28 protein-coding genes are annotated in these 25,885 nt (G+C 65.2%); 7 read left to right on the top strand and 21 right to left on the bottom strand.

Annotated elements, in window-relative coordinates:
* Positions 1-86 precede the first annotated feature (86 nt).
* On the top strand, positions 87-551 hold the full coding sequence (locus tag F562_RS18150; RefSeq protein ID WP_018155881.1) for a hypothetical protein: 465 nt from the start codon (positions 87-89) through the stop codon (positions 549-551).
* A 209-nt stretch (positions 552-760) separates the two neighbouring features.
* Here the strand turns inward: F562_RS18150 and F562_RS0105230 are convergent, their stop codons facing one another.
* The 4 genes from F562_RS0105230 to F562_RS0105250 form a co-directional block, all read right to left on the bottom strand.
* Positions 761-1,282: an AAA family ATPase gene (locus F562_RS0105230; RefSeq protein WP_018155882.1), complete on the bottom strand. Its 522-nt coding sequence runs from the start codon at positions 1,280-1,282 to the stop codon at positions 761-763.
* 378 nt (positions 1,283-1,660) lie between these two features.
* Positions 1,661-2,386, bottom strand: coding sequence for a class I SAM-dependent methyltransferase (locus F562_RS0105240; protein ID WP_018155884.1), 726 nt, complete (start codon positions 2,384-2,386; stop codon positions 1,661-1,663).
* A 144-nt stretch (positions 2,387-2,530) separates the two neighbouring features.
* The gene (locus F562_RS0105245) at positions 2,531-3,211 is read right to left on the bottom strand and encodes a hypothetical protein (protein ID WP_018155885.1); all 681 of its coding nucleotides are present in this window, start codon (positions 3,209-3,211) and stop codon (positions 2,531-2,533) included.
* A 93-nt stretch (positions 3,212-3,304) separates the two neighbouring features.
* A complete protein-coding gene (locus F562_RS0105250; RefSeq protein WP_040385249.1) occupies positions 3,305-4,408 on the bottom strand; it encodes a bifunctional NAD(P)H-dependent oxidoreductase/GNAT family N-acetyltransferase in 1,104 nt (367 codons plus the stop codon).
* A 59-nt stretch (positions 4,409-4,467) separates the two neighbouring features.
* Here F562_RS0105250 and F562_RS0105255 point away from each other — a divergent pair, with 59 nt between their 5' ends.
* Complete coding sequence (locus tag F562_RS0105255) at positions 4,468-4,917, top strand: MarR family winged helix-turn-helix transcriptional regulator (RefSeq protein WP_018155887.1); 450 nt, start codon at positions 4,468-4,470, stop codon at positions 4,915-4,917.
* A 107-nt stretch (positions 4,918-5,024) separates the two neighbouring features.
* Here the strand turns inward: F562_RS0105255 and F562_RS0105260 are convergent, their stop codons facing one another.
* From F562_RS0105260 to F562_RS0105280, 5 genes are all read right to left on the bottom strand, one after another.
* On the bottom strand, positions 5,025-5,600 hold the full coding sequence (locus F562_RS0105260; protein ID WP_026181022.1) for a Clp protease N-terminal domain-containing protein: 576 nt from the start codon (positions 5,598-5,600) through the stop codon (positions 5,025-5,027).
* A 19-nt stretch (positions 5,601-5,619) separates the two neighbouring features.
* Positions 5,620-5,862 (bottom strand): hypothetical protein, encoded by a 243-nt coding sequence (locus F562_RS0105265; protein WP_018155889.1) that lies wholly within the window; start codon positions 5,860-5,862, stop codon positions 5,620-5,622.
* A 206-nt stretch (positions 5,863-6,068) separates the two neighbouring features.
* Entirely contained in the window at positions 6,069-6,485 is a 417-nt protein-coding gene (locus tag F562_RS18160; protein ID WP_018155890.1) for a DUF6262 family protein, read from the bottom strand.
* On the bottom strand, positions 6,482-8,668 hold the full coding sequence (locus F562_RS18165; protein ID WP_051080150.1) for a tyrosine-type recombinase/integrase: 2,187 nt from the start codon (positions 8,666-8,668) through the stop codon (positions 6,482-6,484). Before F562_RS18165 ends, F562_RS18160 begins: the two co-directional genes overlap by 4 nt.
* On the bottom strand, positions 8,661-9,833 hold the full coding sequence (locus tag F562_RS0105280; RefSeq protein ID WP_018155891.1) for a tyrosine-type recombinase/integrase: 1,173 nt from the start codon (positions 9,831-9,833) through the stop codon (positions 8,661-8,663). The genes F562_RS18165 and F562_RS0105280 overlap by 8 nt, the downstream gene beginning before the upstream one ends.
* 175 nt (positions 9,834-10,008) lie before the next feature.
* Between F562_RS0105280 and F562_RS18170 the strand changes: the two genes are divergently transcribed.
* Positions 10,009-10,278 (top strand): GmrSD restriction endonuclease domain-containing protein, encoded by a 270-nt coding sequence (locus tag F562_RS18170; RefSeq protein ID WP_018155892.1) that lies wholly within the window; start codon positions 10,009-10,011, stop codon positions 10,276-10,278.
* A gap of 26 nt (positions 10,279-10,304) precedes the next feature.
* Here the strand turns inward: F562_RS18170 and cmk are convergent, their stop codons facing one another.
* The 12 genes from cmk to F562_RS0105345 form a co-directional block, all read right to left on the bottom strand.
* Complete coding sequence (gene cmk / locus F562_RS0105290; RefSeq protein ID WP_018155893.1) at positions 10,305-11,048, bottom strand: (d)CMP kinase; 744 nt, start codon at positions 11,046-11,048, stop codon at positions 10,305-10,307.
* Positions 11,049-11,132: 84 nt separating this feature from the next.
* Entirely contained in the window at positions 11,133-11,972 is an 840-nt protein-coding gene (locus F562_RS0105295) for an ABC-2 transporter permease (protein WP_018155894.1), read from the bottom strand.
* Positions 11,969-12,880, bottom strand: a complete 912-nt coding sequence (locus F562_RS0105300) for an ABC transporter ATP-binding protein (protein ID WP_018155895.1) — start codon at positions 12,878-12,880, stop codon at positions 11,969-11,971. Before F562_RS0105300 ends, F562_RS0105295 begins: the two co-directional genes overlap by 4 nt.
* Before the next feature lie 64 nt (positions 12,881-12,944).
* On the bottom strand, positions 12,945-14,141 hold the full coding sequence (locus F562_RS0105305; protein ID WP_083915476.1) for an ATP-binding protein: 1,197 nt from the start codon (positions 14,139-14,141) through the stop codon (positions 12,945-12,947).
* A gap of 79 nt (positions 14,142-14,220) precedes the next feature.
* Positions 14,221-15,306, bottom strand: coding sequence for a prephenate dehydrogenase (locus tag F562_RS0105310; RefSeq protein ID WP_018155897.1), 1,086 nt, complete (start codon positions 15,304-15,306; stop codon positions 14,221-14,223).
* The gene (locus F562_RS0105315; RefSeq protein WP_018155898.1) at positions 15,303-16,142 is read right to left on the bottom strand and encodes a pseudouridine synthase; all 840 of its coding nucleotides are present in this window, start codon (positions 16,140-16,142) and stop codon (positions 15,303-15,305) included. The genes F562_RS0105310 and F562_RS0105315 overlap by 4 nt, the downstream gene beginning before the upstream one ends.
* Before the next feature lie 49 nt (positions 16,143-16,191).
* A complete protein-coding gene (gene scpB, locus F562_RS0105320) occupies positions 16,192-16,809 on the bottom strand; it encodes an SMC-Scp complex subunit ScpB (protein WP_018155899.1) in 618 nt (205 codons plus the stop codon).
* The gene (locus F562_RS0105325) at positions 16,802-17,752 is read right to left on the bottom strand and encodes a segregation and condensation protein A (protein WP_018155900.1); all 951 of its coding nucleotides are present in this window, start codon (positions 17,750-17,752) and stop codon (positions 16,802-16,804) included. The genes scpB and F562_RS0105325 overlap by 8 nt, the downstream gene beginning before the upstream one ends.
* A 7-nt stretch (positions 17,753-17,759) precedes the next feature.
* Positions 17,760-18,596, bottom strand: coding sequence for a ParA family protein (locus F562_RS0105330; protein WP_083915602.1), 837 nt, complete (start codon positions 18,594-18,596; stop codon positions 17,760-17,762).
* A 138-nt stretch (positions 18,597-18,734) separates the two neighbouring features.
* Complete coding sequence (gene xerD, locus F562_RS0105335) at positions 18,735-19,661, bottom strand: site-specific tyrosine recombinase XerD (RefSeq protein WP_018155902.1); 927 nt, start codon at positions 19,659-19,661, stop codon at positions 18,735-18,737.
* 12 nt (positions 19,662-19,673) lie between these two features.
* Complete coding sequence (hisS, locus tag F562_RS0105340; protein WP_018155903.1) at positions 19,674-21,008, bottom strand: histidine--tRNA ligase; 1,335 nt, start codon at positions 21,006-21,008, stop codon at positions 19,674-19,676.
* A gap of 22 nt (positions 21,009-21,030) precedes the next feature.
* A complete protein-coding gene (locus F562_RS0105345; protein WP_018155904.1) occupies positions 21,031-21,726 on the bottom strand; it encodes an MBL fold metallo-hydrolase in 696 nt (231 codons plus the stop codon).
* 131 nt (positions 21,727-21,857) lie between these two features.
* On the opposite strand from F562_RS0105345, the gene F562_RS18175 reads away from it, so the two are divergent.
* The 4 genes from F562_RS18175 (at position 21,858) to F562_RS0105365 (ending at position 25,879) form a co-directional block, all read left to right on the top strand.
* Positions 21,858-22,559: a peptidylprolyl isomerase gene (locus tag F562_RS18175; protein ID WP_018155905.1), complete on the top strand. Its 702-nt coding sequence runs from the start codon at positions 21,858-21,860 to the stop codon at positions 22,557-22,559.
* 137 nt (positions 22,560-22,696) lie between these two features.
* The gene (locus F562_RS18180) at positions 22,697-23,965 is read left to right on the top strand and encodes a DUF349 domain-containing protein (RefSeq protein WP_018155906.1); all 1,269 of its coding nucleotides are present in this window, start codon (positions 22,697-22,699) and stop codon (positions 23,963-23,965) included.
* Between the two features lies 1 nt (position 23,966).
* A complete protein-coding gene (locus F562_RS0105360; RefSeq protein WP_018155907.1) occupies positions 23,967-25,307 on the top strand; it encodes a M18 family aminopeptidase in 1,341 nt (446 codons plus the stop codon).
* Positions 25,304-25,879, top strand: a complete 576-nt coding sequence (locus F562_RS0105365; protein WP_018155908.1) for a peroxidase-related enzyme — start codon at positions 25,304-25,306, stop codon at positions 25,877-25,879. Before F562_RS0105360 ends, F562_RS0105365 begins: the two co-directional genes overlap by 4 nt.
* Positions 25,880-25,885 lie beyond the last annotated feature (6 nt).

The following is a 25,885-nucleotide window of genomic DNA, read 5'->3' on the forward strand; positions in this document are numbered from 1 at the left end:
CAATCTTTGCCCTTCGTTAGCCCATCAGCGGGCGAGGATCAGATTGTCTGGAGGGACATCCGTTTTCGCGATCGAGGAGTTCGACCATGCACCTCACCATTCGCCGCACCACCATGGGCGCCACACTCGTCAGCGCCGCCATGCTGGTGAGCATCCAGCCAGTCAGCGCTGCTGAGATCGGCACCGTCCCGGCATCTGAAGCGGCCGCACAACTCCGTCTGGGAATGAGTTCGGACATGACACCCGCCGCCGCCGAGGACGCCTTGGGGTCCCTCACCGTGAAGACCGGCTCTAGCGACGGATATGACCGCGAACTCTTTCCGCACTGGCGCGATGCCAGCAGCCACGGCTGGCCCGAAGAGCCAAATAACTCCTGCGATGCCCGTGGCGCCGCGCTCTATCGCGATGGTGAGAACGTCACATCATCGAGCTCGTGCACGAACCTCAAAGGCACCTGGGTTGACCCCTACTCAGCCAAAAAGTACGACGCCGCAAGCGACATCGACATCGACCACGCGGTATCTGTAGCGGTCACAGTAAGTGCCATCTGATCGCGCAGGTCAACTCGTCAGCGACATGCCGGTCACAGAGAGGCGATCTGCTGGCCCGCATGGGGATCCATCAGGTGGTCGCGCAGTGGGGGCCTCGGGTGACGTCGACAGCCATCGGAGGACACGCGTCTTGCGGGGCGACCCGGGTCTAGCGTGGAGCGTTCGTGCGCGTCATGAGTCGGCCGCCTGGCCAGTTGCCCGTGCAGTCTTCAAGGGTTGACGGCATCTGCGACCTGCAGTGCGGCCTGGGCGGGCGTGAGGTCTGTGGTGTCGACGACCTCAGCCTCGTCGTGCAGCCAGGTGCGAGCCGCCTCAGCGTAGGAATCGAGGTATCTGAGACGGAATGGTGAGGGACCAAGAAGTGTGTCTCCCTCGATGCGCTCGCGGAGGGTCTCGCGGTCAGCGTGGAGGACGAAGTGCCGCACCGGGATGGCATGGTGGGCGAAGCCCGCACTGATCTCGCGCCAGTACTGCTTGACCAAGACGGTCATGGGCACCAACAGAGTGCCGCCGGTGTAGTCGAGTACGCAGCGAGCGGTCTCGACCACGAGCGTCCGCCACGGCGGCCAGTGCTGGAAGTTGTCCGTCTCTGGTAGCCCCGGCGTGATGTCCATGAGTGTCTCGCCAACCTTCTCGGCGTCGAACACCCGTGAGTTCGGGATTAACTCTCGCGCGAGTGCACTGGTCGTCGTCTTGCCTGCGCCGTGGGTGCCGTTGAGCCATACGATCACGGCCCGATGCTAGCGGTGTTCGGCCGATGCGCCGCGCGGCCAGCCTGCAGGAGGATCCCCAGCTGGAACAGAGCGGGAAGGCTGGAGGTCCTCAAGTAAGTCCAGCGAGAAACGTGCGCGCCTGCTCGACAAGAGAGACGAGGAAACGGGCAGAACCAACCGCGTCCCCTGTGAGCTGGAGGCCGTGGTTCCCCCCGGGAAGTTCCAAGACCACGTGCCCGGTCTTGTGCGCTAGGTCTGAGTCCCACGATTCGTCAACGCTCCCGCCCACGAGGAGCGCCGGGCCGGCCTCGCGCAGGACACTGGCTCGAACCTCGTCGCGGTGAAGAAGCGGGGTGAGCCACACGCCGGGCAGCTCTCAGTGGGCAGTCCAGTCGATCAGTGGCCGCGTTCGGCGATGAAGACGAATTCCGCGCCGGGTCGATCTGGTGCCTGTCGGACCTCGAGGGTGGTGTAGCCGGCCTGCATGAGACCGTCGTCGACCTCGGCCCTGTCGCGGAACCGCAGCGTGGAGTCCGAGGACATCGTGGTGTGGTCGGGGAACGTGTACGTGTGCCGGAAGGAGACCAACGGCAGGTCGACGCGGGTCACCACTCGTCGGTGCTCGACGCGCCCCACCGCGGGCACATGCCTGATGACCTCGGCCGGATCGCGTCGCCAGCCCTCCCAGGCACGGGACTCGGGTCGTCGCGTCTCGAAGACGAGGTAGCCACCCGGGCGCAGCGCGCCTCGGATACCGGCGAGAGCGGCCGACCATGCCGCGTCGGTAAGGAAGACCTGCGCGACATTGCCGGTCATCACGGCAAGGTCGACCTGCATGTCGGGCAAGCAGGTCGCATCGCCGTGCAGCCACTCGACTTGGTCAGCTCCCGGCTTGCCGCGCGCCACATCCAACGAGGCGGACGCGGGATCGACGCCGGTAACGCTAACGCCGCGTGCGGCCGCCAGCAAGGCCAAGGACCCGGTGCCGCACCCGATATCCAGCACACGGGTCGCATCGAACTCGGTGACGATGTCCAGGTAGTGGTCGAGGTCGTCGCGCGGCCCATCGAATACGTCATAAAGCGCCGCCAGGCGTGGGTCGCTGAAGATGGCGTCGATCACGACTGCCCACCGTAGTCCAGCCCTTCAGCTGGCGCCGATAGCCGATCCCGTAGCGGGGATGGCTCGGCGTCCCTGTGTGTCGTCCGAGGGTAGTCGTACGCTGTTGGTTCGCGGGAAGCCAAACGAAGGCAACGGCAGGCCGGTTCACTGAGCCGGAGAGCGGAGCCAGACTCGCAGTGGGCCCAGGTCCGAGAAGCCGGCGGCGAGGGCAGCATCGAGGTCGGGGCCGTGCTCATAGCCCACGACAGGCTTGCCAGGAAAGAATCGGGCGACAACCGACGCAACCTCGCCCCAGCCAGCCCGCCTGTCGCCACCGACCTGGAATACGTTCGAGATTCCGACGACCCGGTCGCTGCTGTTGGCGACTGCTCCAGCCACGAGGCGTCCCTCCCGATACGCGCCAAGGATCCTGACGGACGGGTCCCGCAGCAGGCCGATTGGCAAGACCTCAGGTAGCTCTGCGGCAGCGCACCAGGACTCAAGCTCGGCCGTCTCGGTGAGGTGCGACCAGCCCGTCGGGTCGGCGTTTTTCGGTCCGTTGGTCTGCCCGATCCATCGGGCGGTGAACAGCTCGCTGAACCCGTAGGGCTCAAGGTCAACGTCGGCATAGCTGTCCTTGACCGAGCAAGCCTTTCGACCCGAGAGCACCTGACTCAGCTGCCGGGCGGACACGCCACTTTTGAGCGTCACGGCATCGGGGAACAACGGGGCAGGGCTGCCGGTGACCAACCATATGCCATTGGTGTTGTCAGTTATCCCGCCACGCCGACAGACCAGGGCACACCAGTCCACGTTGTTCGTCACGGCGGAAGACAGCAGATCCATGCACCCATTCTGCCGCAGAAGCGAATGTACGATGTCACCTGAAAGGTGGGCCTGTGCCGGTAACCGATCCCATCCGGATGCTTCTGTCAGTCGCTATCGGCTTGGCGCAGCCTGTAGGGACGACTCTGGTGCGGGCTCCGGTCGGTCCTTGGTGAGAAGGACGATCGTGTTTGCCTCCGTAGACGGTGAGGTGATGCGATACCCGGTCCGCTGGTAGAGGTCGATGTTGCGGCTGCTGCACGACCCGGTGACCAAGGCAAATGAGGTGGTGCCTCGGGGTGCTTGGCTCTCGGCGTAGGCCAGCAGCCAACGGCCGATTCCCTGGCCGGCGAGGTCCGGGGCAACCATGAGCCGGCCGATTTCCCACACTCCGCCGGCGGCGCGTGCCCGGACGGCGGCGACGAGCCGGCCGTGCAGCCGGACGGTCCACACCTGCCAGCTCACCGCCCAAGCACGCAGGTCGTCGAAGGTCTCGTGCAGCGCGGGGATGTCGAGCGTGTCGTTGACGATCGCTTCCTGCACCCAGCAGCAGCGCTGTAACACCAGCAGCTCGGCCAGGTCGTCGGTTGCGGCGGGAGCGAGGCTCAGCTCTGCGACGGGCGCGTCGGTGGCGACCGGTGCTCGCAGCGGCCGCAGCGCGGCCGCGACGTGCAGCAGCTCGGTGAGGACCGCGGTCGCGGCGCCGGCGGGTGCGGCGTCGGCTCGGACCTGCCCGTCGTGGACGGTGTCGGTGATGCGCAGGGCGACGGTGGCGCCGATCGGCACCATGCGCAGCGTCGTCACGACCTGCTTGGCCATCTGCACCGATCGGGTGCCGGCGGAGGTGTTGCCGTAGCTGACGAACCCGACGGGCTTCCACGCCCACTCGGCGTAGAGATAGTCCAGGGCGTTCTTCAACACCGCCGGCATGCCGTAGTTGTACTCAGGGGTCACGACGATGAAGGCGTCCGCAGCGGCCACCCGTTCGCTCCAGCGGCGGGTGTGCTCGTGCCGGTAGACACCACCTGCCGGGTGCTCAGGCTCGTCGAGCATCGGCAGGCCGATCTCGGCGAGGTCAGCGAGGTCGATGCTGCCGGCCACGTCCTCCGCCGCCGAGGCGGTCACGAACCAGCGGGCCACCGCCGGGCCCAGCCGTCCAGGGCGGCTGCTGGCAACCAGGACCATCACGCGGGGACGCGTTCCCGTATCTGATGACATGTCAACGACACTGCCACAACGGTTGGTGACGTGTCAAAGAAGTGGCTAGTCTGAGAGCCGTGGAACCCCGCTGGCTGACCGAGGAGGAGGACCGCGCCTGGCGCGCCTTCCGGCGACTGCTCACCGCCGTCCCTGCCCGCACCGCACGAGACCTCGCCGCCGACTCGGGGCTGTCCGCCGCCGACTACGAGGTATTGAGCACCCTGTCGGAGAAGACCGGCCATCGGTGGTCGCTGAAGGACCTCGCGGCCAAGATGGAGTGGTCACGCAGCCGCCTGTCCCATCACACCGCGCGGATGCAACAACGCGGCCTGGTCGAGCGTGAACCCGACCCCGCAGACGCCCGCGGCTGCATCCTGCACCTCACCACCGGCGGCCTGCGCGTACTGAAAGCCGCCGTCCCCGCTCACGTCGCCTCGGTCCGCGCCCGCGTCCTGGACCACCTGACCCCCGACGAACTCGCCACACTCGAACGCATCTCCACCCGCGTCGCCGACCTACCCGGATAGCCATCGGCTTACGGAACGTCAGCCGATCCCGCTACGGAGGGCTTGTATTGATGCTCCGTGACGGGCCGCGCCGACGACACTCAGGCCGGTTGCGGGTGCTCGTTCGTTCACGCGCTTGTGCTCTTACGGTTAAATATCCAGTGCAGGAGTCGAGTGATGGGGCCGGAACGCATCTCTGTCGGCCAGTGGGGTGCCGGAGTTTCAGGGGCGGCCAGCGCGCTGAGCACTGCCCCGCGGAGTCGATCGGGGTCGCTGCCCATGGCACGTAACAGTTTCGATGCTCTTGCCGTGGGCTCCAAGACGGCAAGCCATAGAACTGCACTGTCCACTTTGCGCTCTCGGGGCAGCTGCCCTGTCTTGCGCAGGTGTCCCAACTTGGCGGACCCGGAGTTCAACGAGGTCTGCAGTTCGGGCGTGTGACGGTTACGGGGCATCCGCACAGGTTTGGTGGCATCGGCCGCCGCTTGCGTGTCGACCGCCGACATACCCAGCCGTTGTAGGTGGGGTGCGTCGTCGACGGCGTTCTCGATGGCCTGACGTACCGCATCCAAGCTCACGTCGCGGTCCGCGTTCGAGACCTGCTCGGCAAGCGGTCCGCCCTCGCTCAGCAGGCCCAACAGTATGTGCTCCGAGCCGTACACGTCGGCGCCGAGGGCGGCAGCTTCTCGTTGGCTTGCCGCCATGACAGTAGTAAACGAATCGTTATAGATCAGCATCAGTGTCCAATCGTCGGGGGCCGCGCGTGCGGCCGTGTTTCTTGTGGACCGTCTGGCGGGTCACTTCCAGGTGGGCTGCAATTTCCGCCCATGACATGCTGGCCGCGCGAGCCCTCCTGACGTGCAGGTCTTCGAGCCGGGAAGCTAACCGACGCAACGCCACCACTGTCCGCAGGCCTTCGACGGGCTCTACGGACGCGGCCGCGGTCTCCATAGCGTTGACGTCCATAGTGTCAGACTAGGCTGACACTATGGACGTGTCAACCTGATCTGACATTCAGGCGCGGCAGCAGGTTGGACCTGTCAAAGAATGCCGTCCCGTAAGGCGAACCCCTTGCGGTGATAGTGCAGGTCAGCGCACGAACGCATGTTCGGGTGTCCCGTAAGACCCGTCCTGGACGATGCCCGGTGATGGGGAGCTATCCGGGACGCCGATCAGCGATCTTCGGGGTCGGGGTGTTCGTCGTCGAGGTACGCGAGTCGACGGCGGAGTTTGAGGTTCTCTCCGTGCGCGGCGGCGAGGGCGCGCTGGAGTGCCTCGAGTTCGTGGCGGTGGCGCCGGCGTTGTTCCTTGAGTTGGGTCGACAGGGCGCGGATCGCGCTCGTGCTTGAGGTGCCGTCGTCTTGGGGCGGGGCCGAGGTCGGTGCGAGGCGCCCACCTCTCAACGCGACGATCTTCGACCGCAGGTCCGGGGTGTTGTAGAGGAAGTCGGTAGAGACGCCGGCTCGGCGGGCGACCGCGACGAACGTGATTGCCTCGCCGGCTTTGGTCATGTCTTGAAGGGCCTTGGTGGCGCGTTTCATCACGTCGTCGTGCCGGGCCTGGGCGGCTCGGGCCAGGTGCTCGCTCATCCAGCGTCCTCTCCCGCGGCGTCGTTGCGTTGGGTTCTGTCATTGGCGCCGGCGCCTCGTACGGCCTGTGATGTGTCGCTGACGTCCTCGATGGCGAGGAGGATCTGGCGCAGGGAGGCGGTTTCGGCGGTGCGGCCTTGTACCCAGACGTTGTCCTCGTCCATCGGGGTGCCGTACTTGGCCAGAAATGCCGACTGACGCTGTTCGACGAGCCGCTGGGTGTCGGTGAGCTGGCGCCGCAACTCCGGAGCATGGCTGGCGTCAGTGACGAACTTGTCGCAGGACAGGCAGGCGTTGCCACGATTGCACACCTGCTTGGGTGGCAGCATGCACCAACCGTTGGGCAGCACTCGGTCGGCCCGCTTGTCGAGCTGGAGGACGTCGTAGAGGTCCTCGGAGTCAAGGGGCAGTGGACGGCCGTCGGTGGTGACCTTCTTGAAGCGCAGGAACTCGCGTTCGGCGGTCTGGGCGAGGGTGATCGCGTAGTGCATGGTCATCTCCGGGGAGGCGTGGCCGAAGTAGCGCATGACAACGTGCAGTGGGACACCGGCATTGAGCAGGTTTGTTGCGGCGGTGTGCCGGAACCGGTGGGTCTTGCTGATCGCCACGATCCGTCCCTGGCTGTCGGTGATGCCGAGCCTGTCGGTGAGCTTGCCGAGGATGCTGTGGAGGGTGGCGTCGGAGTAGGGGTGCGCGCCGTTGCGGTTTTCCCGTGGTCGTGGGAAGAGGTAGCGGGGCTCCCGGTCCGTCCAGCCCATGCTGGACATGTGTCGGCGGGCCTCGATCTGCTGGGTGCGGATGATGGCGACCACCTCGGCGTCGACGGGGATCGAGTTCGGTTGGCCTGTTTGGACCTTGGTCTGCTGGTAGCGCATCCGGGCGACCAGCCCGGACTCGTCGACGTCGTTGGAGCCGACCAGCGGCAGCAGGGGGTCGAAGTCCATCATCAGTACCTCGTTGACCCGGCGACCGGTTCGGATCAGCAGCATCAACGCGTGGAATGCCGCAAGATCACCGAGCCCTCCCTCGGCTTTGGGGAGCGCCAACAGCTCAGCTCCTTCGGCGATACGGGCCACGACATCGTCCTCGAGCACCATGTCCTCGCTGTGCCTGTTTGTCAGCCGTGGCTTGTCGCCGGCGCGGAACAGCACGCTGTGAGCCGGACCCAGTGCCAACCACCGCGGCTCGCGCAAGGTGGTCGCTGCATCGGTCCGGTTGTCATACATCCAGGCGTAGAACTGCTCGATCGTTGTCAGGATCGCTCGCCGCGGGTTCGCCGCCAAAGGTTGGCCCGTTCGAGGCCCTGACGTCACCCTGTGGCTGCGCACGCCGGCCAAGAAGCCACGGACGAAGGGACGGAGTTCATCGGGGTCGACGACCAGCGGTGGGCCGGCGTCGCCGGCCTCGTCGAGGTAGCGCTGCAGCCACTTCAGCCCGTCCAGCCGCGTCTTCATCGTGCTCCAGGAGTAGCGCTCCGTCTCCAGGCAGGTGGACAGCCACCACTTCGCGGCTTCCCGGAGCCAGTCGCTGGTCAGGTGGCTGAAATTGGCGCTGCTGCGCCCGAGGGGCTCGTGATCGCGCTGCGGGACGCGTGGATCGAGCTGAGGGTTCCAGACGTTCAGCTGCCACCAGTCTCCGCGGTGGTACGGGTAGACCAGGACGTCTTGGAGGCGGCGGATCGTGTGCAGCGCGTGGTAGTCGTTGCTGCGTCCCAGTTGGGTACCGCGCAGTCGAGCGCCGTGGGCCTGGTGTAGCCACTCCTCGGGCGTCAGTTGGAGCAAGGACTGGGCAGTCCGGGCGGTGGCGCCGCCGCGGCTGGTGGCGGCGCGCAGCAGCCGGGTCGTCGCGTTGAAGGCGAGAGGGTAGACGCGCCGTCCGAGTTCGATCTCACGGTGGAGCAACCAGGCCAACTCCCCAGTCATCGGCTCAGGGAGGCCACGCATGCTGAGGGCGATCGTGGTCCACGAGCCCCCGGCGCTTGTCTCCGCCACGGCTGCTCGGTACCGCTCGGGCATGGTGGTCTTGTCGAAGTGGTCGCGCCGGCAGTCCTCGGGCAGAGACTCCCAGAGAGTGGCGGCCACGTCGGCATCGAACATCTCGGAGACCGGTAGCCGCGGGTCTCGTCGGTCCAGTCGTTTCCCGGCGTGCCCGTTGCGCTGGGCCTGGCCTGGTTGCTCAGTCATCTGCAGTTGACTCCCATCCGTGCACGACGTGGCGCCAGTTGGCCAATGCGGCCAGCTCGGCGTCGTCGGTGACGTGTCCGTACGTGTTGGTGGTGGTCTGCACGTCTCGGTGACCCAGACGGCGGCTGACCACGTGCAGTGGAGTGCCCGCCAGCAGCAGCGCTGTGGCGTGGGTGTGGCGGAACCAATGCGGAGTCATCCCCGACGGCAGTCCAGGGATCTGGCGCTTCCGCCGGTTCAGGTGCGCGTAGACGCTCTCCGTTCGCAGCGGGGCGAACATCGGTTCCCGGAAGGCGTTGCAGAAGATGTAGGCCGCGTCCCAGTCCTCGATGACGGCGTCCGCGCCACGATCGCACAGCCACCACACGTAGTCGCCGTAGAGACGGTCAAGTCGGCTGCCCACGAACACGCGTCTTGCCCCGCTCTTGAGTTGCAGACCATGCGGGTGCGGTCGAGGAACGATGTGGACCGAGGCAGTGTCCCCTCGACCCGTGGCCCAGTCTCGGTGCTGCAGTGAGAGGGCCTCGCCGATCCGCATCCCGGTCTCCGCCAGCAGCGTCCACAACAACCGGTAACGCAGGTCGCCCGACCATTCCCCGCTGGAAGTGTCGAAGTCGGCCTCGGCCGTGATCAGTTCATCGACGCTCGCGGGCTCCAGTACGGGCACCTCCCGGGGCCGGACCCGCACCTTGACGGTCGATTGGCTCCGGGTCCCACGACGGGCCACATGCTCCAGAAAGGGCAGGTAGCGGCCGGGGCGACGGCTCACCTGTTCGTACAGGAACGGGGCCGCCGGCACTCCCATCGCTGCGTGGAACCGGTAGAAGCTCATCACCGGACGGACCCGGGCCGCGACGGTCGCGTCGGAGACAACCCGGGTCGATCTCAACGCGGTCGTACTGGAACCGACTTCACCGGCACGAAGCGCCTGCAGGAACGAGCCGAAGTCGGTCAACTGCACTGCATCCCACGCACGGCCGCGACCCGCCAAGTGCGTCGACCACAGCGCCAGACTCTTCGCATACGAGCGCACCGTGTTCGGTGAGTAGTCAGACTGCCGGACAAAGTCCAGGTACGACTCGACATGCTCGATCACGTGGGCCTCGTCGTCGACGACTGTCCACGTCACCCCACCCGGAATCGCCACTCGCTGGGTCGATGCCATCACGGCACCTCCTTCTCGGTCGCGTATCAAGGTAGACGCGAGCACCGACAGGGCGAACGTCCTCAACAGCGAGGATGCTGTACCTGATAACAACGCCGCCGACACTCCACCGTCTGGCCCGTACTGTCGTCGGCGACGTCACCGCCAGCCGGTATGGCGTACCGGATAACACATCGTGCCGCTCGCCAATGCCTGGCGGTCTGGCGCGGACTCCTGGAGCACTGACGAACGGGAAACGTACGCCAACGACCCGCTCGTTCTCGTGTCTTCCGACGACTCGCTCAACCAGGCCAAGGGCGATGACGGCCCAGAAGACTGGCAGCCGCCGCTGGAGGAGTCACACTGCAACTATGCGGTGCGGTGGACGCTGACCAAGGACAAATACGAACTCAACGTCACCAGCACTGAGAAGACGGCGCTGACGAGCATGCTCAAGACCTGCTGACCCCACGACTGCTGGGGACTCGCGGACTACGACTCCCCAGCCGCACTCTGGGCGTGCTCGATCACCTGAAGCACCGCGGCGACTGACTGCTCGAAGTCCAGGTCGGAGGTATCTACGGTGACGACACCATCTGACGCCACCGAAAACTGCGACACAGTGGAGTCCCGGGCATCGCGCGCGACGATCTGCTCGCGAGTGCGCTCCACGGAATTTGCGTCAGCATCGCCGTGAAGTTCCTTGGAACGCCGGGCCAGACGCGCCTCTTCGGAAGCCGTGACGAGTGCTCGGACGGTCGCATCGGGAGCGACCACCGTGGTGATGTCGCGCCCTTCGGCGACAACGCCACCGGTCTCGGCGGCGATCGAGGCCATCAGCGCACGCTGTAGGTCTCGCATGACCGGCCGTACGGCCAAGTTCGTCGCCACCGCTGATACCGACTCGGAGATGCGCGTCTCGCGGATCGCAGCATCAACGGCGACACCGCCCACGAGGACGGAGGGAGCGGCCGGGTCAGTGCCCATCGTCAACGGCAAAGTCAGCGAAGCGTTGGCCACGGCGTCCTGGTCACTGAGATCCAGCCCCTGGTCAAGACACCACCAGGTGAGCGCTCGATACATCGCTCCGGTGTCGAGGTACCCAATCCCTAGCCGGGAGGCAACTGCCTTGGACACCGATGACTTCCCCGAGCCGGATGGCCCGTCGATCGCGATGACCAGCCCGCTGAGCTGATCGTGGTCTGCGCTATGAGTCTGCTGGGTCACGGCGGACATGCTAACCAGCCCAGGTGTCGGCCTTGCCAACAGCAAAGTCGGTGGCCCTCCCCCGAGGAAGACCACCGACCGTTGCGATTCAGGTCATTTCACTTCGCTGCGCACTGCCAGACGAACACCGATGAACAGCGGGATCACCAGCCAGAAGAAGCCCGTGAAGGCCAGGTAACCCCAGTCGTTTGCCTCCATCGCGCCGTCATAGAGCTGCACCTGGTTGGCCTGGAAATCGACCCACCGAGAGATGTCCCTGAACCACGCCTGAGTGCCATACAAGATTCCGGTGATCGTGGGGAGCACAAAGGCGACGGCGAAATAGCCGACGAGCGCACCCGCCGAGTTGCGGATGATGGTGGCGATGACAAACCCCATCAACATGCCCAGGACATTCGCGAGGATGATCTTGCCGACTGCAGCGATGCTCAGGCCCCAGGTGAGGTCGACGCCACGAATTGTCGCGCCCAGGAGATTGCCCGCTGCCCCCAGACCGACGGCCAGCAGCATCGAGGTCACACCAACCAGCACGGTTGCCGCGAGCTTGGCGGCAATGATGCGCCCCCTCCTGGGCACCATGGTGAACGTCGTCAGCCCCGAACGTTGCGACCATTCGCTCGTCACGCCGAGCACGGCGACGACGGGCAGCAGAATGGACATCGGCACACCGATGGCCGTGGCAAAACTCTCGAAGGTCAGGCTCTCGTCACTCGCAAAGATCAAGACGGCAACGGTGGCGATCAGCGACAGGATGCCGATGCTCATCATCAGCCAGAAACCCGAGCGGGTGTCGAACATCTTGCGCAGCTCGATCCGGATCAGGCGACCGAATCCGATGCCAGGCCGCTCGATCATTCCTGAGGAGTCCCCGCGGCCTGCGGTGCTGACGTCCTGCAGCGCCACGCTCGGCGTCGCGGTGGGTGCGGTACTCATGCCGCGTCTCCTTCAATGGTCTGCTCGCGCTGGGTGTCAGCGGTGAGTTCGAGGAACATTTCTTCAAGGCCAGCGCCCTCTGCTGGCCGGAGTTCAACCAAAGCGATGCCGCTGGTCAACGCGATACGGCCCACGACGTCCGGATCGGCTTCGACCCGCAGTCCGTCCCGACCAGAGTCGTGAGCGATAAGGCCCGCGCTGACGAGCGCACTCCGCAGCGCACCGACCTGCGGGGTGCGTACGGAGGTTCCCGCCGTCGCGAGCAGGTCCTGTTTGGTTCCCTGCGCCACGATCTTGCCCCGCCCGATGACGATCAGATCGTCGGCGATGACCTCAATTTCGTGCAGCAGGTGCGAGCTCAGCAGGACGGTGCCGCCCATGTCGGCGTACTGCCGAAGCAGGTCTCGCATCCACCGAATCCCTGCTGGGTCAAGGCCATTCGCCGGTTCGTCGAGGATGAGAACGTGCGGGTCGCCGACAAGTGCGGTCGCAATGCCGAGACGCTGACGCATACCCAGGGAGTAGTCGCGGACACGACGTTTGGACTCTTTGGGAGTCAGGCTGACCAGGTCGAGGATCTGGTCGACGCGGCTGGTCGGCATGCCCAGGGTCTGGGCTGCCAGCGTCAACGTCTCTCGACCGGTACGCCCGGCGTGCTGTGCTGAGGCATCCAAGAGAACGCCGATGTCCCGGCCGGGGTTGGGCAGGTCTGCGTAGTGGTGCCCTTCGATCGTGGCCGAACCGGCGGTGGGCCGGGTGAGGCCGACCATGATGCGCATAGTGGTGGATTTGCCCGCGCCGTTAGGACCGAGGAATCCGGTCACTCGCCCAGGCTGAGCGGTGAACGTGACATTCTCGAGGACACGGGTAGAGCCGTACGTCTTAGTGACGGAATCGACGTGAATCATAAGTCTGAGTGTGCGCTACCCGGACCTCTCGCGCGATGGGGTTTGACCCCAGGCCGACCCTGAGCTACCCCTGAGTGCCCTCGGGATAGTTGTCTCGCAGCCACGCGCCCATCCCTGGGGTCACGAAGCGAAGCCCTCCGCTGGACTCATCCGGATAGAGGGTGCCTTTGTGCACCAGTCGTTCTTGGAGGTAGCTCGTCTGGTTGGGGCGCTTGCCCAATCGCTTGGCGACATCAGCGTTTCGTGCGGCTGAATCGTCAAGAGCAGCAAGGGTGCTCAGGTATCGGCGCTCCTCGGGCGCGGCGCCGTCCCAGCGGGACTGGAAGAGGCTGGTCTCTAGGTCGCGGCGGATCCGGGACTCGGCCTGATGGGCATGAGCCGCGGTCACACTCGCAGCATCACCTGCTGCCCGCCAGGCGTACTTTCCGGCGACCTGCAGCGCGAACGGATAGCCACCGGCCAACTCCGCCAGCACGTCAGTGGCCCCGGAGGTCAGCGGCCGTCCTGCTTCGCGTGCGGGACGCTCGAGCGCGTCTCGCGCGTCGGCGGCGGGCAAATGTCCCAAGTGGTGCCACTCAGCCCGTTCGAGATAGGTCGGCGGTTTCGGTCCTCGAGCACGGTCCTGGAGGAGCCGTCGAACTCCAGGAAGGGCCGCGACCACCACGACCAGGGGCGCGTTCTGGTGAGTCATTCGCTGCAATGCTGCGCCCAGGATGCCCAGCTCGCCGCGGTCGGCGTTTTGTAGCTCATCGATGGTCAACACCAAGCCCGCGTCTCGTTCATCTGCCGCGGACATGACGTCGTGAAGGGCCGCGTCAAAACGTGCCGCAATGTGCTCGTGCTGGCCCTGCCCAGCCGACTCGCGCGCCCACTCAACTTCGCCCGATATCCCCATGGCACCGGCCGCGACCTTCCCGCCCGTGATCCGACCGCGCGAGGCGCGAGGTGGTTGCTGCCTCAAGAGACCAGCCATTTCCTCCAGCCGGCCGCTCAACGGCTCCAGCATGGGACTGCCGGAGACTGCCTCACCATGCACGCTGGGCCAAGAGAATCGCTCGAGCGCAACATCGGCCACTCGCCGAATGGTGACGGTCTTCCCGAGCCCCCGTGGGCCGACCAGGATCAGCGGCCTCGGGGTGACGAAATCCAGCGCCGCCGATTCCAGTGCCTCGGCGGCGGCCTCCAAGACCTCGGCCCGGCCCGCAAGATAGGCCGGTTCCATGCCGAAGCCGGGCCGATAGGGATTTGGCCTGCGACTCATACTTCCTCGCCTTCAGCGTGGTATAGCACCTATAGCACGGTATAGCAGCCCGAGGTGACAGTGCGCTCAGGTCGCAGCGCTAGATGTGCACGCTCCACCCATTTGCCGACAGGGCCTCCTGCAGGCGCTCGAGTGCGCTGGGCAGCACCCATACCTCGGCAAGGCCGACCGGCCGACCCTCGGCATGCTCGATACGAACGTCCTCGAGGTTGACGTCGGCTTTGCCCATCTCGGTGAACAGACGTCCCAACTCCCCCGGCTCATCCGGAACGACCACCACGAGCGAGGCAAAAGTCGCCGCCGCAGCTCCATGCTTGCCTGGGAGACGCGCCTGGCCCTGCTGCCCCTGAGCGATGGCCTGCGCCAGCACGCCACGGGCTCCAGGCTCTGAACCGTTGGGCTGGAGCGCCTCCAACGCCTGCTGGATGTTGGCCAGATCCTGGCTCAGTGCGCCCAGGAGCGGGGTGATGGCCACGGCGTTTCCCGAAAGGATCTGGGTCCAGAGCAACGGATCGGAGGCGGCAATGCGAGTCACATCGCGTACGCCCGGCCCGGCCAGCGCCACCGCGCCGTCCGGCAGGTCACGGAGCCTCGCTGCCACCAAACTCGCAGCGACCTGCGGTAGGTGGGAAACGGCCGCCACGGCCAGATCGTGTTCAGCCGCAGGCATTTCCACCACCGAAGCCCCCGTGGCCATACCCAGTTCTCGAACTAACGCGGTTGCCGCCGGCAGCGTCGACTCGTGCGGCACTAACACCCACGTACGGCCTTCGAACAAGTCGTCTTGTGCCCCGACTGCGCCGGATCGCTCCCGGCCCGCCATCGGGTGCGACCCGACATAGCGCGTCAGGCTGGCCGCATCGGCGGCCAGGCGCAGTTGGTCCAGCACACTCTGCTTGACGGAGGCGACATCGGTGACAATCGCCTCTGGCCATGACTGCAACTCGCGCGCCACCACCTGCGCCGTCACATCGGGTGGCGTCGCGACCACCACAAGGTGCGGTTGTTCGCTGTCACGGTGGATCTCGCCCGCGCCCAGATCCCGTGCCAAGGCAAGCGTCGTCGGCGAGGTGTCCTCCAGGAGAACCCGATGACCTCGTCGCGACAACGCCATACCGATGGAAGTGCCGAGCAGCCCGGTGCCGACCACACGAATCGTGGTCACAGGCCCGCAGCCTTGTAGAGCCCAGCGACCTCCTGGCTAGATAGCGGGCGCATCTTCCCCGGGCGCAACTCACCCAGGCTGACCGGACCCACATTTGTGCGCACCAGTGACTCGACCGGACGCCCCATGGCCTCCAGCAGTCGGCGGACAATGTGCTTGCGGCCTTCGTGCAGGACCAACTCGACCATCGCCTGGCCCGGCCTGGAATCGACGAGGCGGAACGAATCAACGCGCACCGGACCGTCCTCCAGTTCCACACCTTCGCGTAGCTTCTGGCCAAGATCGCGCGGCACAGGGCCAGGGACGACGGCGACATACGTTTTGGACACCCCGTAGGACGGGTGCTGTAGCCGGTTAGCCAGGTCGCCATCGTTGGTGAGCAACAGCAGACCCTCGGTGTCCACGTCGAGCCGTCCGACGTGAAACAGCCGATCCTTGCGGTGTTCCAAGTAGTCGCCAACCGAAATCCGGTCCATCTCGTCGTGCATGGTCGACACCACGCCGAGTGGCTTGTTAAACGCGAGGTAGAGCTTGGATTCATCGAGTTGAACGCGCTCGCCGTCGACGTGCACAACCTGGGTGTCTGGATCAATCCGCACGCCCAGTTCGACCACGATCTGGCCGTCGACCTCGACGCGTCCATTCGCAATGAGTTGCTCGCAAGCCCGCCGTGAGCCCACGCCAGCCCCCGCAAGGAGTTTCTGCAGACGTACGCCCTCGGCGCGGTGGACGTCGATTGCCTCATCGCGCGGAGTGCGTTTGCGAGGCGGCCGCTGGGGACGCTGCGGGCGCTTCTGGGAGGAGTTGTTGCCTTTGCGGTGCTGTTTGCCGCTCATCGGTGTTCCTTCATCTCGTGAGCTCGGGTCCCGATCATGCGTGGCGCGGTCATGCCTGGCCCTGCTCTGCCAGTGCGTCGAGGGCGTCCGCGTCGGGGAGATACGGCGCCAGCGGTGGGAGTTCGTCTAGCGAGCCCACGCCGATCCGTTGCAAGAACAACGGGGTGGTGCCGTAGAGCATCGCGCCGCCCTCGGGGTCGTGTCCAAATTCTTGGATGAGGCCACGGGTCTGGAGGGTGCGAATGACACCGTCCACGTTGACGCCGCGTACGGCACTGACCCGCGAACGCGACACCGGTTGCCGATAGGCAATCACCGCAAGGGTTTCGAGCGCGGCCTTGGTCAATTTGGCCTGCTGCCCGTCAAGCAGGAACTTTTCCACAACCGGCGCAAAGTCAGCGCGGCTGTAGACCCGCCAGGCGTCATTGATCCGCCGGATGGTGAATCCGCGCTGCTGCTCGTCGTATTCGCGCTCCAGTCCACGCAATTCCTCATCGACGTCGGCCATGGGGCGCTCCAGCGCGCTGGCCAACTCCTCGGCGGTCACGGGCTGATCAACAACCATGAGGACCGCCTCGACTGCACTCCGCAGCCCGCCAGGAAATTCGTCGACGTCGAACGCCAACTGCTCAGTGCTCTCGACTTCGGGAGTCGTCTCGTCAGTCATGCGCCTGTCCGTCTCTCGTGTCGGGCGACTCGTTGTGTGAATCGGCTTGTGGTGGTTGCGCATTCGCTGCTTGCGCGTCGTGGTTCTGCTCGTCGAGAGGCACATCAAACTCGTCCCCCACCTCAACGCTGCCGGCATCATCACCGGTCCAGCGCACCGTCAGGCTTCCGAGCGCTTCGGGCTGATCGAAGGCAATGACCGCCTCTTTGAAAAGTTCCAGCAGCGCCAAAAACCGCGCCACGATCACCAGGGTCGAGTCAGCGTCCGCAACCAGGTCCCGGAAGGACGCCTCGCGCTGCACCCGCAATCGATCCACGACGAGCGCGGCCTGCTCTCGTACCGACACCTGCGCCGCATGCAAGTGAGCGAGGCCAACGGTGGGCTCGGGTTTCGGCGTCATCGCCTCGGCCGCAACTTTCGCCAACTGCTCTGGCGTCACCGTGATGATGAGTTCGGGAAGGAGACCAGCAAAGCGCTCGTCCAAGCCAGCCTGGCGTGCGGTCATTCGGCCGTACGTACCCATCCGGTCATCGATAAAACCAGCAACCTCTTTGAAGGCGCGGTATTGCAATAGTCGCGCAAACAACAAGTCCCGCGCCTCGATCAGCGCCAGGTCGTCCTCGTCCTCGGGCCCGGAGGAGGGCAACAATCGCCGGGCTTTCAACTCCAGCAGCGTCGCGGCCACCAGCAAGAACTCCGATGCCTGCCCGAGGTCCCATTCGCGCTGCTCGCTCTGGGCCAGCCGAGTGTGGGCGATGAACTCGTCGGTGACCTTGGCCAGCGCGATCTCAGTGACATCGAGTTTGTGCTTGGCGATGAGTCCCAACAGCAGATCGAAGGGCCCCGAGTAGACGTCCAGGTGCACCTCGAACGGCGCATCTGCCACCCGGCGGGTGATGACGCCGCCGGGAGTCGCGGCAGCGTCCGCTGGCGCGGAGGTCATGGATTCATCAGGCGGCGTCGCCCCGGGCGATCAACTCTCGCGCCAGTTGGCGATAGGCCTCGGCCGCCCCGTGGGTGGAGGCATACGTCGTGATCGGCTCCGCGGCAAGCGTCGCGTCAGGGAATTTGACCGTGCGCGTGATCACCGTGTGGAACACGTCGTCACCGAAGTGATCCACCACGCTGCGCACTACGTCTTTGCTGTGCAAGGTTCGGGCGTCATACATCGTCGCCAGAATGCCGTCGAGTTGCAGCCGCGGGTTGAGCCGGTCGGTCACCTTTTCGATGGTTTCGACCAGCAGCGCTACACCGCGCATCGCGAAGAACTCGCACTCCAACGGCACGATCACCCCGTGGGAGGCGGTCAGTGCGTTCACGGTCAGCAAGCCAAGCGACGGCTGGCAGTCGATGAGGATGACGTCGTAGTCATCAAGCACCGGACGGAGCACCCGGCCAAGAACCATCTCGCGAGCGACCTCACCGACGAGTTGCACCTCGGCGGCAGACAGGTCGATGTTGGCGGGGAGGACGTCCAGGCCCTGGGTGTTTGTCGGCTGGATGACATCGCGCACGTCATGTCCGCGCTCGACCAGCAGGTTGTAGACCGTGACGTCAAGATCGTGCGCTGGCACGCCTAAACCAACCGACAGGGCTCCTTGCGGGTCGAAGTCGACAAGCAGTACTTTGCGGCCGTACTCGGCGAGCGCGGCACCCAGGTTGATCGTGCTGGTCGTCTTGCCGACGCCACCCTTTTGGTTGCACATCGATATGACCCTGGCCGGCCCGTGCGCCTCAAGCGGCTTGGGCGCGGGAAATGCCGGTAGAACCCGGCCCGTCGGTCCCATTTGGCCTTTGGCTGCGAACTCGGTGCCTGGCAGTCGCTCATGCGATCCGCCGGCAGATGGTTGCCTTGCCACGCGTTCACTCCCAGATGTCAGACTCGTTCGGCCTCTCGCCGATCGTGTCCCAACCTAACGCACTTCTCACCGGGCGCGTGGATGCGCCTGAGCGAAGACCTCTCTCAGCTGCTGTGCGGACACCATCGTGTAGATCTGTGTGGTCGTCACTGAAGCGTGTCCTAAGAGTTCCTGGACCACGCGCACATCGGCGCCACCGTCAAGCAGGTGCGTGGCATACGAGTGGCGCAGCGTGTGCGGGCTCAGGTGCCCGGTGAGGTCCGCGCGTTCGGCCGCGCGTTGGATGATGGTCCAGGCGCTCTGCCGCGATAGACGGCCTCCGCGCTGGTTGACGAAGAGCGCGCCGCCCGGTGCCGCTTTAGCTTTCTCCACGAGAGCTGGACGTCCTCGGACGAGGTATGCCGACACTGACTCGATCGCGAATCTTCCGACGGGGAGCACCCGTTCCTTATCGCCCTTACCCAGCACTCGAACCGACGCATGGTCCAGGTCGAGGTCGTCCACATCGAGGCCGACCGCCTCGCTGACTCGGGCACCGATGCCGTACAGCACCTCGAGCAGCGCCCGATCACGTAGCGACGCTGGGGTGTCCCCCACACTGGCTGCCGACAGCAGCCGCTCCACTTGCTCTAGCGCAATGGCCTTCGGTAGGCGCATGGGCGGGCTTGGTGGTTGTACGGCCGAGGCCACGTCGTGCTCGGTGTCCCCCTCCAGCGCCAGAAACCGGTGAAAGCCCCGCACGGCGACCAGCGTTCGCGCCGCGGAGGTCGCAGCCAGCGGCCGATGATCGTCATCGCCCTCACGCAACCAGGCGAGGAACCCAGCCACATGGGTCTCGGCCACCTCGCGCACCTCGGCGATGCCCTGGGTCGCCAGATAGTCGACATAGCGGCGCAGGTCGCGCTCGTAGGCGGCGAGGGTGTGCACCGAAGACCCGCGCTCGACCCGCAAGTGATTAAGCCACCCTTGAACGGCGCGCTCCAGCGGTGACATCACCGTCGTGGCCTAGTCGTCCTGCGGGTTCGTCAGCGCCGGCACCCGGTCGGCCTCGGGAAGCTCCCACGTCTCCCTGTCGACTGTTTCCTGCTCACCGCTGCGGATGTCTTTCACCTGGTCTCCGTCCGCGCCGGTAAACCACACATAGGGAATGCCGCGACGGTCAGCGAACTGGATTTGCTTCCCGAAGCGAGCAGCCTTGGGAGACACCAGAGTCGGTATGCCCCGAGACCGCAGCGACGCGGCGATGCGCATCGACTCTGAGCGTGATTCCTCGTCATTCACGGCAACAAGAACGGCGGTCGGCGTTTCACGAGAAGCGGTCAGCCCTTGCTCACCGATGAGGAGACCCAGCAGCCGAGACACGCCGACCGAGATCCCGACACCGGGAAAAGTGCGCTTTCCATCTGAGGCGAGCGCGTCATACCGACCGCCGGAGCAGATGGAGCCATAACTCTCCTGCCCGACCAACACCGTCTCGTAGACCGTGCCGGTGTAGTAATCGAGGCCACGGGCAATCTTCAGTTCCGCGGAAAGCACGCCCGGTGCGTGTTCGACGGCGGCATCCATCACGGCGGCCAGCTCGGCCAGCCCCTCGTCCAGGATCTCGTGCTCGACGCCGAGTGCGCGTACTTGCTCTACGAAGGAACTGTCTGGAGTTGAGATAGCGGCCAGCGCCAGACATTGCTTGGCCTGGTCCTGGGTGAGTCCACGCTCGACCAACGTCGAGGCCACCTTCTCTGGGCCGATCTTGTCGAGCTTGTCGACCGTCCGAAGCGTCCCGACGACGTCTTCGATGCCAAGGCCACGGTAGAAACCTTCACAGATTTTTCGGTTGTTGACCTGAATGATGAACGGTGGCACCGGAAGTCGCGAGAACGCATCCGCGATGACCAAGGGCAACTCGACCTCATAGTGCGACGGCAGTTCACCCGTGTCGATGATGTCGATGTCGGCCTGGGTGAACTCGCGGTAGCGCCCGCGCTGCGGCCGCTCTCCTCGCCAGCACGACTGAATTTGGTAGCGCCGGAAGGGGAACGTGAGATGCCCGGCGTTCTCCAGGACATACCGCGAAAAGGGCACCGTGAGGTCGAAATGTAGGCCCAGGCGAGCCTCACGCGCGTCGGTTGGCGCCGCAAGGCGCGACACCGCATAGATCTCCTTGTCCGCGTCCTCGCCTTGCCCGCCGAGTCGGTCGATGGTTTCGACAGCGCGGGTTTGCACGGAGGCGAAGCCGTGGAGTTCAAAGACCTCGCGCAGGGTGTCGACGAATCGTTGCTCGGCGATGCGCTGAGCAGGCAACCACTCCAGATAACCGCTGAGTGGCGTGACCTTGGTAGCCAACGTGATGTCCTTCGATCGAGTCTTAGAGGTTGTTGAGGAACGGATTGGTGGCCCGCTCGCGCTGCATGGTCGTGCCGGGTCCATGCCCAGGCAGCACCAACGTGCTGTCTTTAAGTGGCAGAACGACCTCGCGCAGTGAGCGCCTCATCGCGGCGTCGTCTCCGCCGGGAAGATCGGTGCGACCGATCGAGCCAGCGAACAGCACATCGCCCGAAAGCAGGGTGGCATCGACGTCGACCTCGTCGGGCAAGCCAGCCGGAATGTCGTTGAGCGAGAACAAGACTGAGCCTTCGGTGTGCCCCGGTGCGTGGAGTACGTCAAAGGTCAGGCCAGCAAGTTCGAGTGACTCGGCATCGGTGATGTCGCGGACGTTGCTGGGCTCATCCCATGTCGTGGCCTGCCCGAACTCCTGCTCGAACATCGCTAACAGGCCGGGATCAAGGCCTGCGAGCGGGTTCTCGAGGCGATAGCGGTCGTCCTGATGGATGTATGCCGCCACGTCGCCGCCGCATACCGCAGCCACCGAGTGGACGTGGTCGACATGCCCATGGGTGAGCAGCACTGCGGCGGGACGCAGGCTCAACTCACGAAGGACCTCGCGCACTTGTTCTTCGATCCCGATTCCGGGATCGACAATGACGCACTCCTCGCCGCGCCCCGTCGCCAGCACATAACAATTGGTGGCAAAGGCAGCTGCGGGGAACGACACGGCGAGCACGTGCGAGACCCTACCGGAGCGGGTCCGCCCCCATTCCCGGCCAGGGCGGCGCACACCACCTAGACTGGTTCACCTACCGATATTCCGATCTCAGGAGTCTTTGCGTGCTGCGCCGTCGTCGTTCTTCTGTCATGACATCCGCTGCACTCCTGCTGGCGCTTGGGATGTCCGGGTGCGCCACGGGCGAGGCCCCATCGGGGGCTGCGGACTCCCCGGCGTCACCGTCGAGCGCCCCACCGGACAAATCCGGTCCGGACTGCACTGAACCACCCAAGACCCCCGGTGCGGGTAAGTCTTATGACAAGGCTCCCAGCGCCGCGACTGCCAAGGGCAAGACGTTCACCGCCACGATCAAGACCAATTGCGGCGACATCGTGCTCGAGTTGGACGGCAAGAAGGCACCTCAAACCGTCGCGTCCTTCGTGAAGTTGGCCGACGACGACTACTGGAAGAACAGTCCGTGCCACCGCCTGACCGGCGGCAGTTCGCTCTCCGTGCTGCAGTGCGGTGACCCGACCGGCGAGGGCAACGGCGACCCGGGCTATGGCTACGGCATCGAAAACGCTCCGGAGGACGGCAGCTATCCCAAGGGCACGGTGGCGATGGCACGCACCCAGGACCCCAATTCCAACGGCGGCCAGTTCTTCTTGGTCTACGCCGACAGTCAACTACCCACCGACGGCGGCGGTTATTCCATCTTCGCCAAGGTCGTGGGCGGCTCCGACGTCTTGCAGAGCATCGCGACGGCCGGGGTGGAAGGCGGCGGCGGCGATGGGCCGCCACAACAGCCGATCAGCATCCTGTCGGTCAACGTCACTGAGAAGAAGGCCTGAGCACTATGTCAGACCAACACCCAGACACCACCACCTCGGCACCGCGCCCCAACCCGCCGAAACCGGGTCCGGCACCAAGCCCCGCAACCATTCATCCGGCACCTCGACCCGCTGCGGCCCCGGCACCGGAGACACCGGTGAGCACCAGCAACGCGGCGACCTTTGGTCGGGTGGCTGACGACGGCATCGTCTATGTTCGTACGCCAGATGGTGAGCGTGAGGTCGGGTCCTATCCGGGCCAGCCGCCCGAAGAAGCCTTGGCATATTTCGCCCGCAAGTATGACGAACTCATGGCCAGTGCCTCGCTGCTTCTGCAGCGCGTCACGCAAACGGACCTGAGCACCCAGGACGGCTACGAGTCGCTCAAGGCGTTGCGCCAGCAGGTTTCCGAGGCACGAGTCGTGGGCGATCTTGCAAGTCTGGATTCAACCGTCGAGAACATCGCGACCGCGTTGAAGGCCAAGTCGCAGGTCGAGGGCGAGCGTCGAGCAGAAGCCAAGAAGGAGGCGATTGCCCAGCGCGAGAAGTTGGTCGCAGAAGCCGAGGGCATCGCGGCCCAGCCGGTCGAAAAGGTGCAGTGGAAGCAGAGCACCGCGCGCATGCGTGAACTCTTGGATGAGTGGAAGACCCTTCAGCGCGGAAAGACGCGGCTCGACAAGCCCGTGGAGAACGAGCTCTGGCAGCGATTCGCTTCTGCTCGCAATGGGTTCGACAAGGCTCGCCGGTCCCACTTCGCACAGTTGGACGAGCAGCACGCTTCCGCAAAGCAGGAGAAGCAACGACTGGTCGTCGAAGCCGAGAAACTCGCAACCAGCAAGGATTGGGGACCTACTGCCTCGGCGTTCAAGCGCCTCATGGGCGAGTGGCGCCAGGCCGGACGTGCCTCCCGAAGTGACGATGACGCGCTGTGGAAGCGTTTCAAGACCGCGCAGGACTCTTTCTTCGCGGCCAAGGATGAGGTCGTCGCCGCGGAGAATGTCGAGTTCGAGGCCAACTTGAAGGTCAAGGAGGGCCTGTTGACCGAGGCCCAAGCCCTCCTCCCGATCAAAGATGTGGCCGAGGCGAAGTCTCGGTTGCGCACGATCCAGGACAAGTGGGATGCCGCTGGGAAGGTGCCCCGCAAGGACATTCAGCGCATCGAACGCTCGATGAAGAAGGTCGAGGACTCAATCCGCGACGCCGACGAGGCCCGCTGGAAGAAGACCGACCCTGAGTTGTCGGCGCGGGCGAACTCGATGGTGACGCAGTTGGAGTCGGCAGTCGAAAGCCTCAAGGCTGACCTTGCCAAGGCCCAGGCGTCCGGTGACGAGAAGAAGATCACCGCAGCACAAGAAGCTCTCGACGCGCGCCAGGTCTGGCTTGACCAGGCCCGCAAGGCGGCGACGGACGCTGAAGGCGGCCGCTGAGGTGACGGATCGGTCGGCGTTGCAGTTCGAGGCCCCCGGGTTCACGGTCGATGAGTGCGCGGACGGACTGTGTGCGTACGTCGACGCCAGCCCCTCCCCCTTCCATGCCGTGGCGACCAGCGCTCGGATGCTGGACGAGGCGGGTTTCCATCGGTTGGAGGAAGCCGAGGAGTGGGCTGCCGAACGCGGCAGGTTCTACACGGTTCGCGGTGGCTCACTCGTGGCCTGGTCGACCGAGCATGCCGCCGGTCCGGAAAGCCCGATGCGCGTCGTCGGAGCACATACCGACTCCCCGAACCTGCGCATCAAACCGCGACCTGACCTGGCGCGCGCCGGGTGGCAGCTCCTGGGTGTCGAGGTCTACGGCGGCGCGTTGATCAATACCTGGCTCGATCGCGACCTCGGCCTTTCTGGCCGCGTCACCCTGCGGGACGGCGACCGGCTGGCCACTCGCTTGGTACGCATTGATGACCCGCTCTTGCGGGTATCTCATCTGGCGATTCACCTCGACCGCTCGATCCACGACGACGGTGTGAAACTCAACCCGCAGCAGCACCTGGCCCCGCATTGGGGGTTGGGCGATGAGCCGGGCGACTTCGTGGGATACATCGCTGATCAGGTGGCGGCCCGTCCCGAGGACATCCTCGGATGGGACTTGATGACGCACGATCTCAATCCGGCGCGGCGGGTAGGTCGTGACCGCGACCTGGTCGCAGCACCCCGCTTGGACAACCTGGCGACCAGTTTTGCCGGGACCCGAGCGTTGATCGCTGCCGTCGACGTCCCCCCAGTCCAACCCACGACGCAGGTCATCGTGCTCTTCGATCATGAGGAAGTCGGCAGCACCTCCGAGCGCGGCGCGGGATCACAGTATTTCCCCGCCATGGTCGAGCGCATCACCGCGCAACTCGGTGGTGACCGCCAAGACATGCTGCGCTCGCTTGCCTCGACCGTGATCGCGAGTGGTGACATGGCGCATGCCACGCACCCCAATTACGCAGAGCGCCACGAACCGCAGCACACCATCGCCATGAACGGCGGGCCAGTGTTGAAGGTCAACAACAAGTTGCGTTATGCCACCGACTCCGTGGGCGCTGCAAGTTTCCGTGCGGCCGGGCAACAAGCCGGTGTCCCCGTCCAGAGTTTCGTTGTCCGGTCTGACCTCCCATGCGGCTCGACAGTCGGACCCATGACCGCAGCCTCGACAGGTGCCATCACCGTCGATTTCGGCGCGCCAACCCTGTCGATGCACTCCATTCGGGAGTTGGCCGGTTCCACCGATCAAGCCATGTATGCCGCCTGCCTGGCAGCCTTCCTCTCCCCTGAGGTGACCGTCGGATGAGTCAGATCAGCCGGTTTCCGGTCCCCGAGATCGCCGACCTTCCAGCAGACCTGGGTGAACGGATCCTCCAGGTCCAGGAGAAGAGCGGCTTCGTCCCGAACGTGTTCCTCGCGCTGGCCCATCGGCCGGCTCAACTACGGCTGTTCATGGACTACCACGACGAGTTGATGGACGCCGACGAGCCGCTCACCAAGGCCGAGCGAGAAATGATTGTGGTCGCAACCTCCGCCCAACGCGACTGCCTCTACTGCGTTGTCGCTCATGGGGCGATCCTGCGGATCCGTGCCAAAGACCCGCTGATCGCCGACTACGTTGCGACCAATTACCGACAGGCTGACATCACGCCAGCTCAATTGGCGATGCTGGATTACTGCGTGCGACTTTCCGTCACTCCAGAAGAGATCGCCGGGCCAGACCAGCAGGTTCTGAGAGACGCTGGCTGGGACGACGACGCCATCTGGGACATGAGCGCGATCACGGCGTTTTTCTCCATGTCCAACCGCCTCGTCCACGCCATCGGCATCCCGCCCAACGAGGAGTTTCACCTCATGGGGCGGGTGCCGCGGGGATAGCGCGGA

This window comes from Demetria terragena DSM 11295, from assembly GCF_000376825.1.
Lineage (GTDB): Bacteria > Actinomycetota > Actinomycetes > Actinomycetales > Dermatophilaceae > Demetria > Demetria terragena.

Coding starts and splice junctions, on each gene's coding strand:
- F562_RS18150 (WP_018155881.1), top strand. CDS start 87: ATGCACCTCACCATTCGCCGCACCACCATGGGCGCCACACTCGTCAGC.
- F562_RS0105245 (WP_018155885.1), bottom strand. CDS start 3,211: ATGGATCTGCTGTCTTCCGCCGTGACGAACAACGTGGACTGGTGTGCC.
- F562_RS0105250 (WP_040385249.1), bottom strand. CDS start 4,408: ATGTCATCAGATACGGGAACGCGTCCCCGCGTGATGGTCCTGGTTGCC.
- F562_RS0105260 (WP_026181022.1), bottom strand. CDS start 5,600: ATGGCGGCAAGCCAACGAGAAGCTGCCGCCCTCGGCGCCGACGTGTAC.
- F562_RS0105265 (WP_018155889.1), bottom strand. CDS start 5,862: ATGGACGTCAACGCTATGGAGACCGCGGCCGCGTCCGTAGAGCCCGTC.
- F562_RS18160 (WP_018155890.1), bottom strand. CDS start 6,485: ATGAGCGAGCACCTGGCCCGAGCCGCCCAGGCCCGGCACGACGACGTG.
- F562_RS18165 (WP_051080150.1), bottom strand. CDS start 8,668: ATGACTGAGCAACCAGGCCAGGCCCAGCGCAACGGGCACGCCGGGAAA.
- F562_RS0105280 (WP_018155891.1), bottom strand. CDS start 9,833: ATGGCATCGACCCAGCGAGTGGCGATTCCGGGTGGGGTGACGTGGACA.
- cmk (WP_018155893.1), bottom strand. CDS start 11,048: ATGTCCGCCGTGACCCAGCAGACTCATAGCGCAGACCACGATCAGCTC.
- F562_RS0105295 (WP_018155894.1), bottom strand. CDS start 11,972: ATGAGTACCGCACCCACCGCGACGCCGAGCGTGGCGCTGCAGGACGTC.
- F562_RS0105300 (WP_018155895.1), bottom strand. CDS start 12,880: ATGATTCACGTCGATTCCGTCACTAAGACGTACGGCTCTACCCGTGTC.
- F562_RS0105305 (WP_083915476.1), bottom strand. CDS start 14,141: ATGAGTCGCAGGCCAAATCCCTATCGGCCCGGCTTCGGCATGGAACCG.
- F562_RS0105315 (WP_018155898.1), bottom strand. CDS start 16,142: ATGAGCGGCAAACAGCACCGCAAAGGCAACAACTCCTCCCAGAAGCGC.
- scpB (WP_018155899.1), bottom strand. CDS start 16,809: ATGACTGACGAGACGACTCCCGAAGTCGAGAGCACTGAGCAGTTGGCG.
- F562_RS0105325 (WP_018155900.1), bottom strand. CDS start 17,752: ATGACCTCCGCGCCAGCGGACGCTGCCGCGACTCCCGGCGGCGTCATC.
- F562_RS0105330 (WP_083915602.1), bottom strand. CDS start 18,596: ATGGGACCGACGGGCCGGGTTCTACCGGCATTTCCCGCGCCCAAGCCG.
- xerD (WP_018155902.1), bottom strand. CDS start 19,661: ATGTCACCGCTGGAGCGCGCCGTTCAAGGGTGGCTTAATCACTTGCGG.
- F562_RS18175 (WP_018155905.1), top strand. CDS start 21,858: ATGACATCCGCTGCACTCCTGCTGGCGCTTGGGATGTCCGGGTGCGCC.
- F562_RS0105365 (WP_018155908.1), top strand. CDS start 25,304: ATGAGTCAGATCAGCCGGTTTCCGGTCCCCGAGATCGCCGACCTTCCA.